Here is an 11,824-nt window from a genome sequence, read left to right as displayed (position 1 = left end):
GGCGACACCGTCANCCTGATCCGGGTGGCAATGGCTCGACCTACACCGGGGCCACGGTGGTCAGCGGCTTGACCGGCCTGGACGCCTTGGGCGCCACCAGCGGCACCAGCCTGCTGGCCGTCGCCGGCAACGACTACATCGGCGCCGCCTACGGTACCCTGTCGGTGACCAGTCGTCTGGCCAACACCGCCGGCGGGGCCACGGCCCTCTACATCGCCTCGACCGGTACCTTGGGGGCCTTGGCCAACAGCGGCACCATCAGCGGCAACGTGGTCAACCTCAGCGCCAACACCCTGAGCATCACCGGTGGCGCCGGTGGCACGGTGGGCACCTTCATCGGCGGCACCATCAGCAACACCAGCGCCAACGTGGTGTTCGCCTCGGGCACGCTCAGCCTGGGTGACGCCATCACCGTGGGCAGCCACACGGTGGCCAACACCGGCGCCAGCATCGCGCTGGCCGGCGACATCGCGGTCACCGGCAACTTCAGCCAGTCTGCCGGGACCCTGACCGTCGGTGGCCATGTGCTGAGCGTCAGCGGGGTCGCCACCGTCAGCGGCGGCGTGGTCAACGCCGGCGTCGACGGCACCGGCAACTACTTGGTGGGTGACAGCGTCACCCTGATCACTGGCGGGGCTGGCTCCAGCTACACCGGGGCCACGGTGACCAGTGGCGTGACCGGCCTGGACGCCAGCGGCCGCACCAGCGGGAACAGCCTGCTGGCGGTGGCGGGCAACGACTACATCGGCGCCAGCCTGTCCAGCCTCGGCGTGACGGTCACCCTGGCCAACACGGCCGGCGGGGCCACGGCGCTGTACATCGCCAGCACCGGCACGCTGGGCAGCCTGGCCAACACCGGCACCATCGTCGGCAACGTGGTCAACCAGTCGGCTCGGGATCTGACCATCACCGGCGGGGCCAACGACACCGTGGGCCGCTTCAGCGGCGGCACCATCAGCAACACGGCCGCCAACGTCATCTTCGCCTCGGGCGCCGTGAGCCTGGCGGATGCGATCAACGTGGCCACGCACACGGTCAGCAACGCCGGGGCCAACATCGCCTTGGCTGGCGACGTTGCGGTGACCGGCGCCTTCAGCCAGAGCGGCGGCACGTTGGCCACCGGCGGGCACGTCCTGTCGGTCAGCGGGGCGGCCATGGTCACGGGCGGCGTGGTCAATGCCGGGGCCAGCGCCACGGCCAACGTCCTGGTGGGCGACAGCACCACGCTGATCCAGGGTGGGGCGGGGTCCAGCTACGCCGGGGCCACGGTGACCAGCGGCGTCACCGGCCTGGACGCCAAGGCCACCACCAGCGGGTCCAGCCTGCTGGCGGTCGCCGGCAACGACTACATCGGCGGCAGCCTGGCCAACCTCAGTGTCACCGGCACACTTGCCAATACGGCGGGCGGGGCCACGGCGCTGTACATCGCCAGCACCGGCACGCTGGGGACGCTGGCCAACAGCGGCACGATCAGCGGCGCCATCACCAACCTGTCTTCCAACGACCTGGTGGTCACGGGCGGCGGCACGGTGTCGGGGGGCGTGTTCACCGGCGGCACCATCGACAACCGCCTGTCCAACCTGCGGCTGGCCAGCGGCACGGTGCGGCTGGCGGACGCGGTGAACGTCGGCACGCATAGCGTGATCAACAGCGGGGCCACCCTGCTGGTGACCAGCGCCGTGAACATCACCGGCAGCTACAGCCAGACGGGCGGCAGTCTGGTGGTGGGCGTGACCTCCACCAGCGCCTACGGCAATCTGGTGATCAGCGGCAGCGCCAGCCTGACGGGCGGTGCCGTGGCGCTGCAGGGTGCCGGGGGCAACGCCCTGCAGGCCGGCACCTACACCATCGCGGCGGCCGGCAGCGGCCTCAGCCTCAGCGGCGTTAGCTTCAGCGCCACCGGCTACACCGTTACCAGCAACGTGGTGACGGTGGGGTCCAACACCGACCTGGTGGTGACGGTGGCGGGCACCGCCACCAACTACACCGCCGTGGGCGTGGCCCAGGGCGGTGCGGCGGTGGGCTCTGGCGCCGCGCTGGATCAGATCGCGGCGCTGGCCTCCACCAGCATCACCAGCAATGCTGCGGTGGCGGCGTTCACCCAGCAGGTGCTGGCGCCGCTGGCCACACTGACGCCGGAGGCCAAGCAGGTGGCGGTGGCGCAGCTGGCGCCCAGCCAGCTGACGCCGCAGCTGACCGCCGTCGCGGTCACGCCCACCACCACGGCCATCAGTCAGCATCAGCAGACGGTGGCCGGCCTGATGGATGGATCCGGCAAGGGGGCCGCCGCCGGCTCCGAAGGCCGGGAGGGGGCGATCTGGGGCGAGATCCTGGGCGGCGGCGTGCTGCGCGGCACGACGACGGAGGCGGCCGGCTACCGGGCCAGCAGCAGCGGCCTGGTGCTGGGCGCCGACTGGTTCGCCAACGATGAGGTGATGGCGGGCCTGGCGTTCAGCTGGATCAACAGCGCCTCGGTGGGTCAGGGGGTGATGGCGGGCAGCACCACGCGGGTGGGCAGCTACCAGCTGACAGCCTATAGCGTCTGGCGTCCGGAATGGGCGGACCAGAAGCTGTCGGTCGAAGGGCAGGTGGGCTTCGGCTACAACCACTTCGACCAGCGGCGCGCCATCCAGTTCCTGGGCGCCCGCGCCAACGCCAACTATGGTGGGGAGCAGTACCTGGGCAAGGTGACGGTGGGCTACGACCTGCCGCTGGCGGCCGACTTCACCCTGGCGCCGCAGGTCAGCCTGCGGGCGGTGCGGCTGACCAACCACGCCTATCAGGAGCGCGACGCCGGGGCGGCCAACATCGCGGTCGACGCGCTGGCGACCAACGCGCTGACGCAGGAGCTGGGGGTGAAGCTGGACACCCGCTTCGACACCGGCATCGGCCGCCTGTTCCCAGACCTGCGGGTGTTCTGGGTGCACGACTATCTGAACGGGCCCATCGCCACCACCGGCGCGTTGGCGGGTGTCAGCTTCGCCAGCACCACCGGCCGGCCGCAGCCGGACGGCCTGGGCCTGGCCCTGGGCGCCACGGTGGAACAGTCGGACGGGTTCAAGTTGCGCCTGGAGTACAACGGCGAACTGCGCCGCGACTACCAGGGCCACTCCGGCGTCCTGCGCGCCAGCTGGGACTTCTAGAGAAAGAGAAGGGGCGCGGGTTGGCGCCCCTTCCTTATCTTGCCAGCGGCGGAGCGTTCCCCGAGACTTGCGCGTGAAAGCAGGCAAGGGGGCCGCATGTCGTTGTCAGTCCGGGGTGTTCTGGCCGGTACCATTCTTGTTCCCATGGGCCTTTTCCTGGCGGGATGCCAGTCGACGCCGACGGACGGCGGTCGATTGGCCCGGGCGGATCTGGAGGGCGGCGCGCCGGTCGCCGATATCCGGGCACATTTGGTCCAGGGCGCCTATACCGCGCGGCAGTTAACCCAGGCGGCGCTGGACCGGATCAGGGTGCGGGACGGGGCGCTGCATGCCGTGATCGCCGTGAACCCGGACGCCCTGGCGGCGGCCGACGCGGTGGATGCGGCCGCGAAGGCGGGCCGGCCGCTGGGACCCCTGGCCGGCATCCCCATCCTGGTGAAGGACAATGTCGAGACGCGCGACCCCGTCGCCACCACCGCCGGCTCCCTGGCCCTGGCGGCCAACGTCACCGGGCGGGACGCGCCGCTGGTCGCCAGGTTGCGCGCCGCCGGCGCCATCATCCTGGGCAAGGCCAACCTGTCGGAATGGGCCAACATCCGGTCCGACCAGGCGGCCTCAGGGTGGAGCGCCGTGGGCGGCCTGACTGCCAGTCCCGTTGACCCCGCCCGCAGCGCCTGTGGCTCCTCCTCCGGCTCGGCGGTGGGGGTGGCGGCGGGCTATGCGCCGCTGGCGGTGGGGACGGAGACGGACGGCTCGGTGACCTGCCCGGCCTCCATGACCGGCATCGTCGGGCTGAAGCCGACACTGGGTCTGGTATCGCGCACCCATGTCGTGCCCATCTCCCACAGCCAGGACACGGCCGGCCCCATGGGGCGGACGGTGGCCGACGTGGCCCTGATGCTGGGGGCGATGGCCGGGACGGACCCGGCGGATATCGCCACGGCGGAGGCTGATACCCGCAGGACCGACTACGCCGCCGGTCTGGCCGGTGCCAGCCTTCAGGGCGTGCGCATCGGTGTCCTGCGGGACTTCGACGGCGAGCCCAAGACCACCGCCCTGTTCAACCAGGCGCTGGCCACCCTGGCGCGCGCGGGCGCCATCCTGGTGGAGGTGGGCAAGGCGCGGGTCGATGGCCTGGGCGCCGATGAGGGGCTGGTGCTGATGACGGAGTTCAAGGCGGACCTGAACGCCTACCTGGCGACCACGCCGCCAATGGTGAGGACCCGTACCCTGGCCGACCTGATCGCCTTCAACCAGGCCAACGCGGCGGCGGAGATGCCCTATTTCGGCCAGGAGTCGTTTGAACGGGCGCAGGCGACGGCCGGATTGACCGACCCGGCCTACCAGGCCGCCGCTCAGCGGGTCCACGCCATCGCCGCCCACCGGTTGGATACCCTGCTGCAAGCCAACCAGGTGGCCTTCCTGGTGTCCCCCACCTACGGCCCGGCCTGGCTGTCCGATCTGATCTACGGTGACCGCTATGAGGGACCGTCGGCCGCCCAGCTGCCGGCGGTGTCGGGTTATCCGCACCTGACGGTGCCCATGGGCGGGGTGCAGGGCATGCCCGTGGGTCTCAGCTTCATCGGCCCGCGCTGGAGCGACGCCGCCTTGCTGCAAGCCGGTCACGCCTTCGAACGCGCGCGCCGTCAATAATCCGGCCGTCAATAATCCGGGGGATCGGGCAGGGCCGCCGGGTCCACCGGCTGCCAACCCAGGCCCAGGCTTTTCTGCAGCGCGATGTAATCGGTGCTGGTCTCCGCCTGGGCCTGGGCCAGGCCCTGTTCCGCCTGCAGGCGCTGGCGTTCCGCGTCCAGCGCCTCCAGCGCCGTGGCGGTGCCGCCGCGATAGCGCTGCTCCGCCAGCTGGGCGGAACGGGTGGCCACCTCCAGCACGCCTGCCAGCTGGAAGGTGGCCTGTCGTTGGTGGCCGTAGCGCGACAGGGCGGCTTCCGCGTCCTGCAGGGCCTGCAGCACCGTGCTTTGGTATTGCGCCAGGCTTTCCTGGTTGGCGGCGCTGGCCTGCCGGATCCGGGCGCGCACGCGGCCCCAATCCAGCACGTTCCAGCTCAGCATCGGCGCGCCGATCATGCTGAGGCTGCTGCTCTGGAACAGGGTGTCCACCTTGTTGGAGCCGAAGCCGATGCTGCCGAAGATGCTGACACTGGGGAACAGCTGGGCCACGGCATAGCCGATGCCGGCATTGCTGGCCGCCAGCTGGCGTTCGGCCGCGCGGATGTCCGGGCGGCGGCGCAGCAGGGCGGCGGGGTCGGCCACCGCCACCACCGCCGGCGGCAGGGGCACCGGGGGATTGGGCGGATGGATGGGCGTCAGCTCGGCGTCCAGCGCCCCGGGTTCCTGTGCCGTCAGCAGGGCCAGCCGGTCCATCGCCTGCTCCACCTGGCCCTCCAGCGGCGGGATCTGGGCATCGGTCTGGCGGGCTTGCACCTCCATCCGGGCCACGTCGGCGTCGGTGGCGGTGCCCAGGCGGCGCTTCTGCACGGTCAGGTCCAGCATGCGGTGTTCGGCGGCGCTGGACGCGCGTGTCAGGTCCAGCCGCTGCTGGGTGTCGCGCAGGCTGACGTAGGCCTGGCCCACCTCCGCCGCCAGCTGCACCTGCGCGTCCTCCACCCGCGCGGCGGCGGCGTCGGTCTGGGCCGCCGCCGCCTCGATCTGACGCCGGGTGCCGCCGAACAGGTCCAGCTCCCAGCGCGCGTCGAAGCCGACGTTGTACAGCTCCGTCGTGACATGGTTGGGGATGTCGACATGGGGCGGCGTGCCGCCGGGGAACAGCTCGGGGTTGGTGATGGCCTCCCGCGCCAGGGCGGCGTTGATCTGGTTGTCCGCCGTGGCCAGGGCGCCGGTGGGGATGCGGGCCTTGGCCGCCAGCGCGGTGGCATTGCCCTGCGGTAGCAGGGCGGCGCGCTGCTGCGCCACCAGGGCGCGGGCCTCCACGACGCGGGCTTCCGCCACCTTCAGGGTGGGGCTGGTGGCCAGCGCCAGATCCACCAGGCGCGTCAGCTCCGCGTCATTCATGCCGTCCCACCAGCGGGCGGGCGGGGTCGCGGCGTCAACCGGGGCGGCGGCGGTCCGTTGGAAGTGGCCGGCGGCCTGCGACGTTGGCGCCACTTCCGGCGGGCCCTTGTAGTCCGGCCCCACCGTGCAGGCGGCCAGCAGCAGGGCCAGCAGCAAAGGATGAGGGAGGAGGGTGCCGCGCATCATGCGTGCCCTCCGCCGGGCGCGCCGCCCTTGGGCAGGGGTTTCATCATCAGCACCAGGGGAATGGACCCGAACAGGATCATGCCGAACAGCCAGAACAGGTCGCTGTAGGTCAGGACACTGGCCTGATGGGCCACCTGCTGGGTGAACACCGCCAAGCCGCGCTGGCGCCCAGCCTCCAGGTCGCCGTTGGCGAAGGCCTGGGTCAGGCGGGCGACATAGGCCTGTCCATCGGGGGAATTGTAGGTGACGCTCTCGCCGATGCGGTTGACGTGCAGGGTGGCGCGCTGGTCCAGCAGGGTGGAGATGACGGCCAGCCCGAAGGAGCCGCCCAGGTTGCGCGCGGCGTTGAACAGGCAGGATGCGTCCTCCGCCCGGTCCTTGCCGGCGGACGCCGTGGCCGCCTGGTTCAGGAACAGCATGGAGAAGAACTGCCCCACGCCGCGCAGCAGCTGCGGTCCCACCAACTCCGGCCCGGCGATGTCGGGCGTCAGGTGGCTGTTCAGCATGCAGCTGATGCCATAAAAGCCCAGGCCCATGGCCACCGCCAGGCGCACGTCGATGTGCCGCACTGCCAGGGGGAACAGGGGCATCAGCATCAGCGTGGGCACGCCGCTGATCATGGCGATGTAGCCCGACTGCTCGGGGTTGTAGCCCGGCACGTTGGCCAGGTACTGCGGGATCAGGTACAGCAGGCCGTAAAGCGCCCCGCCCACCACCAGGCTCATGACGAAGACGCTGGCGAAGCTGCGGTCGAACAGGATGTCCAGGCCGATGACCGGCCGGCGCGCCACGAACTGCCCCGCGATCAGCATCAGGAAGCCGATGATGGAAACGGCCGCCAGGGTGTTGATCATGTCGGATTCGAACCACCGCTCCCGCTGGCCTTCCTCCAGCAGGGTGGTGAGGCAGCCCAGGCCCAGCGTCAGGCCCACGATGCCCAGCACGTCCGCCTGGGCCAGCTGGCCCCAGTCACCCTTCTCCGCCGGCAGGCCGACAGTCAGCAGGCCCAGCAGGGCCAGGCCGATGGGCAGGTTCAGGAAGAAGGCGTAGTGCCAGCTGGCGTTCTCCGCCAGGTATCCGCCGATGACGGGGCCCAGAACGGGACCCAGCACGGCGGTGGCGCCGAACATGGCCACCCCCACCGGCTGCTGGCTGGGTGGCAGCCGGGTGGAGACGATGGTCATGGCGGTGGGGATCATGGCGCCGCCGGTCATGCCCTGGCCGATGCGGCCGATGATCATCTGCACCAGGTTGTCGGAGATGCCGCAGGCCATGGACGACAGCACGAAGCCGGTGGTGACGATCAGCAGGAAGGTGCGCAGGCCCAGCATGCGCACGAACCAGCCGGCCAGCGCGATCATCACGATTTCTGCCACCAGGTAGGCGGTGGAGATCCAGGTGCCCTCGCTGCCGCTGGCGCCCACCTCGCCCTGGATCAGGGGCAGGGCCGCGTTGACGATGGACACGTCCAGCGTGGCCATCAGCGCGCCGATGGTGCCGGCCGCCACCGCCAGCCAGGCGCCGCCGCCGGCCTTGTCCCCGCTCATCGTCCGGCCCCGTTCTGCAGCTGGTTGGCCTTCTCATCCTCCTTGTTGCGGCGCACGGCGTCGTCATGCTCGCGCTCGCGGCGCTCCTCGGTGCGCTCGGCCTCCTCCTTGATGCGCTTGCCTTCACCCTTGGCGCCGATGGTGTCCACCGTGACCACCACCGACAGGCCGGGCACCAGCACCTTGCGCGCCTCCGGCCCCGCCTCGACGCGGATGCGCACCGGCACGCGCTGCACGATCTTGGTGAAGTTGCCGGTGGCGTTCTGCGGCGGCAGCAGGGCGAATTGCGCGCCCGTGCCGGGGGCGAAGCTGTCCACCGTGCCATGGAATTCCCCACCGCCCACGGCGTCGACGGTGAAGGTGGCGGGCTGGCCGATGCGCATCAGGCCGATCTGCGTTTCCTTGTAGTTGGCGATCAGGTAGATGCCGTCCAGCGGGACCACCGACATCAGGCGCGTGCCGGTCTGGACGTACTGTCCCACCCGCACGGTGCGGTCGCCCACCCGGCCCCGGACGCTGCTGACCACCAGGGTGCTGCGCAGGTCCACGTCCGCCTGATCGGCCTGGGCCTGCGCCTGGTTCACCTGGGCCTGGGCGCTGCGGATCTGGGCGTTCAGCACGTCGATCTGGCGTCGTGCGCCATCCACCTGCGCCTCGTCGGCCGCGGCCTCCGCCTTGGCTTGGTCGCGGGTCTGGCGCATCTGGTCCAGCTGTTCCACCGTTTGCGCGCCGCTGGCGGCCAGGGGGGTGTAGCGGTCCACCTGGCGCTGGGCGAACAGCGCCTTGCTGCGGGCGCCCGCCAGCTGGGCCAGCGCCTGGGCGATGGTCGCCTCCTGCCGGCGAATCTGCGCCTGGTATTCGGCGATGGCGGCCCGGCCCTGCTCCACCTGGGCCAGAGCCTGGTCGTGCTTGGCCCGGGGCTCGCGCTCGTCGATCTTCACCAGCGGCTGGCCCGGCTCCACCAGCTGGTTGTCGTCCACCAGGACCTGGTCGACGTAGCCGCCCACCTTGGGCGCCACGGTGACCATGTCGGCCTGCAGGTAGGCGTCGTTGGTTTCCTGCTCATATTGGCCGGTGGTCCAATAGTAGACCCCCCAGGCGATCAACGCCGCGACGATGACGGCGGCCGCGATGATCAGGCCGATGCGCACCCGGGGATTGGCCAGGGGGGAGGGCTTCTTTTCCTCCTCCTTGCCCTTGTCGCCCTTCGTGTCCTTGTCGTCCTTGGGATTGTCCTGGTGGGCCTTCTGCTCCGACTTGCGGTCATCGTTTTCCGGGCCGTCGTTTTCCGGGGCGTCGCTCATCGGGGGCCTGCGGCTGGGGAGTCGTCGGCCCTAAACGGACCACGATGTCCGCTTGTTCCGTGACAATGCGGCCCTGCCCGCCTTTTTTGAGCGCCCCCAAGCGGATAGCGGCTGGTGGGAACCCGGGGGCCGGGCCGGCGTTGTGCTGGGGCCAGCAACGCAGGAGCCCGCCCCATGACCACCGCCATCCCCCCGCAACAGCAGGACCACCAGCCGGGCAGCGAGCGTGAGATGACGCCGCCGCCGGACTACGCCCCCCGCTTCCCCGGCGCCGGCCGGCTGAAGGGCAAGGTGGCGCTGATCACCGGCGGCGACAGCGGCATCGGCCGCGCCGTCGCCGTGCTGATGGCGCGCGAAGGGGCGGACGTGGCCATCGTCTATCTGGACGAACATGAGGACGCGGCCGACACCGTGACGCTGATCGAGGCGGAGGGGACGCGGGGCCTGGCCATCGCCGGCGACGTGGGCGGTGAGGCCTTCTGCCGCGAGGCGGTTGACAAGGTGGTGGCCACCTTCGGCAAGCTGGACATCCTGGTCAACAACGCCGCCGAGCAGCACACCACCGGCGGACTGGGCGACCTGACCGCGGAACAGCTGGAGCGCACCTTCCGCACCAACGTCTTCGGCTATTTCTTCATGTCCAAGATGGCCTTGCAGCACATGACGCGGGGCGGCGCCATCGTCAACACCACCTCCGTCACCGCCTACAAGGGCAGCCCGCACCTGCTGGACTATTCCGCCACCCGGGGGGCCGTGCTGGCCTTCACCCGATCCCTGTCGCAACTGCTGGCGGATGCCGGCATCCGCGTCAACGCCGTGGCGCCCGGCCCCATCTGGACGCCGCTGATCCCCGCCTCCTTCGGTGCGGAGAAGGTGGCGGAGCATGGCAAGGACACGCCCATGGGCCGGCCGGGCCAGCCCAACGAGGTGGCGTCCTGCCACGTCTTCCTGGCCAGTGACGAGGCTTCATACATGACCGGCCAGGTCATGCACCCCAACGGCGGGACCATCGTGAACTCCTGAGGTCAGCGCGACGCCGCCAGGTGTCGGCGGAAACGCCACAGGCTGAGGCAGAAGAACAGCGCGCCGATGCCGGCCACGGCGGCGAAGGGGCGCCAGACCAGGGTGATGTCCGCCCCCCGGTACAGGATGGCCTGGGCGAAGGCGACGAACTGGGTGGCGGGGGAGAACTGCATGATCCGCTGCAGCCACAGCGGCATGCTCTCCAGCGGCGTGTTGCCGCCCGACAGCAGGTTCAGCGGCAGGACGATCAGGATGAACAGCAGGCCCAGCTGCGGCATCGACCGCGCCACCGTGGCCAGGAAGATGCCCAGCGCGGTGGTGAAGAACAGGTAGACGGCGGTGCCGGCCAGGAACAGGGGCACGGATCCCGCCAGGTGGATGCCCAGCGCCCAGCGGATGACCAGGACCATGGACAGGGCGGTCATGCCCAGGACCACCAGGCCGTTGGCCAGCACCTTGGCCCCCATGATCTCCAGCGGGCGCACCGGCATGACCAGCAGGTGCTCCAGCGTGCCGTGCTCCCGCTCCCGGATGACGGCGGCGCCGGTCAGCAGCACCGACAGCATGGTGACGTTGAACAGGATGGCCATCAGCCCGGTGAAGCGCGTCGTTTCCAGCGACTGGTTGAAGGCGAAGCGCAGTTGGGCGCTGACCGCGTCCGGGGCGGTGGAGGTCTTGTCGCGGGCCAGGAAGCGCGTGACCTCGTCGCTCAGCACCGACTGGATCTGGGCGGCGCCGATGCCGGCCTGCATCATGGCGGTGGCGTCCACCAGGATCTGCAGCTCCGCCCCCCGCCCGGCCAGCAGGTCGGCCTGGAAGTCAGGCGGCACGTCCAGTACGAAGGTGTAGCGGGCGTCGGCCATGGCCCGGTCCACCTCCCCCTTGGCGATCAGGGCGGGGGTCTGGAAATCGGGCCCGCGGAAGGCGGAGCGGAAACGCAGCGCCAGGGGCGACTGGTCCTCGTCCACGATGGCGATGGAGGCGTTGCGCAGCTCGTGGCTGATGCCGGTCGCCTGCAGGTAGATCATGCCGGTGAAGGCGTACAGCACGAAGAACAGCATGAAGCGGTCGCGCAGCAGGCCCGCCAGTTCCTTGCGCGCCAGGGTCGCCAAGTTGCGGAAGGCCGTCATGGGGTCAGGCCTCCTGCTTGCGCAAAAGCACGGCCGCCGCCAGCACCAGGACGGGGAAGAAGGCGGCCTGCGACACCAGGAAGGGCGTCAGCTCCGCCAGCGACAGCCCCTTGGTGAAGGCGCCCACCACCGTCTTCACGAAATAGGTGGTGGGGAACAGGGTGCCCAGCAGGCGCGGCATGCCCGACAGGGTGGAGACCGGTTGCATCATGCCGGAAAACTGGATGGTGGGCAGCATGGTGACGATGGCGGTACCGAAGACGGCGGCCGTCTGGGTGCTGACGAAGCAGGACACCAGCAGGCCCAGCGCGGTGGTGGCCATGACATAGGCCAGCGCCCCCAGGCTGAGGCCGGCCAAGCTGCCCTTCAACGGCACCTGGAAGATGACCAGCGCCATCACCACCATGACCGCGTAGTTGAAAAAGGCGATGGCGATGTAAGGCAGTTGCTGCCCAGCAG

Annotated in this window: 8 protein-coding genes; 3 read left to right on the top strand and 5 right to left on the bottom strand. The window is 70.4% G+C overall.

The features are described from left to right. Both I55_RS38555 and I55_RS18910 read left to right on the top strand, forming a co-directional pair. Positions 1-3,143: autotransporter domain-containing protein (locus I55_RS38555; RefSeq protein WP_252181211.1), on the top strand; the 3,143-nt coding region annotated here is incomplete at its 5' end. Positions 3,144-3,239: 96 nt separating this feature from the next. Continuing rightward, a complete protein-coding gene (locus I55_RS18910) occupies positions 3,240-4,796 on the top strand; it encodes an amidase (RefSeq protein ID WP_252181210.1) in 1,557 nt (518 codons plus the stop codon). Between the two features lie 8 nt (positions 4,797-4,804). Here the strand turns inward: I55_RS18910 and I55_RS18905 are convergent, their stop codons facing one another. From I55_RS18905 to I55_RS18895, 3 genes are read right to left on the bottom strand one after another with little or no spacing between them, the layout of a single operon-like run. Continuing rightward, positions 4,805-6,361 (bottom strand): efflux transporter outer membrane subunit, encoded by a 1,557-nt coding sequence (locus I55_RS18905; RefSeq protein WP_085940055.1) that lies wholly within the window; start codon positions 6,359-6,361, stop codon positions 4,805-4,807. Beyond that, positions 6,358-7,908 carry a DHA2 family efflux MFS transporter permease subunit gene (locus I55_RS18900; RefSeq protein ID WP_044562135.1) on the bottom strand — a complete coding sequence of 517 codons (1,551 nt, stop codon included), beginning with the start codon at positions 7,906-7,908 and terminating at the stop codon, positions 6,358-6,360. The genes I55_RS18905 and I55_RS18900 overlap by 4 nt, the downstream gene beginning before the upstream one ends. After that, positions 7,905-9,212, bottom strand: coding sequence for an HlyD family secretion protein (locus I55_RS18895; protein ID WP_064742518.1), 1,308 nt, complete (start codon positions 9,210-9,212; stop codon positions 7,905-7,907). The genes I55_RS18900 and I55_RS18895 overlap by 4 nt, the downstream gene beginning before the upstream one ends. 174 nt (positions 9,213-9,386) lie before the next feature. Between I55_RS18895 and I55_RS18890 the strand changes: the two genes are divergently transcribed. Beyond that, positions 9,387-10,235, top strand: coding sequence for an SDR family oxidoreductase (locus tag I55_RS18890; protein ID WP_044562134.1), 849 nt, complete (start codon positions 9,387-9,389; stop codon positions 10,233-10,235). A gap of 2 nt (positions 10,236-10,237) precedes the next feature. On the opposite strand, the gene I55_RS18885 is transcribed toward I55_RS18890, so the two are convergent. Next, entirely contained in the window at positions 10,238-11,365 is a 1,128-nt protein-coding gene (locus I55_RS18885) for an ABC transporter permease (RefSeq protein ID WP_044562133.1), read from the bottom strand. Between the two features lie 4 nt (positions 11,366-11,369). Further along, positions 11,370-11,824: ABC transporter permease (locus I55_RS18880; protein ID WP_044562132.1), on the bottom strand; the 455-nt coding region annotated here is incomplete at its 5' end.

This window comes from Azospirillum sp. B4, from assembly GCF_000333275.1.
In the GTDB taxonomy this organism is placed as follows: domain Bacteria; phylum Pseudomonadota; class Alphaproteobacteria; order Azospirillales; family Azospirillaceae; genus Nitrospirillum.
Note: the sequence above shows the minus strand (reverse complement) of the source record. Positions and strands in the feature narration are given on the sequence as shown.

What these genes read in the sequence shown, in the direction of transcription:
- I55_RS18905 (WP_085940055.1), bottom strand. Translation starts at nt 6,361, where the DNA reads ATGATGCGCGGCACCCTCCTCCCTCATCCTTTGCTGCTGGCCCTGCTG.
- I55_RS18900 (WP_044562135.1), bottom strand. Translation starts at nt 7,908, where the DNA reads ATGAGCGGGGACAAGGCCGGCGGCGGCGCCTGGCTGGCGGTGGCGGCC.
- I55_RS18910 (WP_252181210.1), top strand. Translation starts at nt 3,240, where the DNA reads ATGTCGTTGTCAGTCCGGGGTGTTCTGGCCGGTACCATTCTTGTTCCC.
- I55_RS18895 (WP_064742518.1), bottom strand. Translation starts at nt 9,212, where the DNA reads ATGAGCGACGCCCCGGAAAACGACGGCCCGGAAAACGATGACCGCAAG.
- I55_RS18890 (WP_044562134.1), top strand. Translation starts at nt 9,387, where the DNA reads ATGACCACCGCCATCCCCCCGCAACAGCAGGACCACCAGCCGGGCAGC.
- I55_RS18885 (WP_044562133.1), bottom strand. Translation starts at nt 11,365, where the DNA reads ATGACGGCCTTCCGCAACTTGGCGACCCTGGCGCGCAAGGAACTGGCG.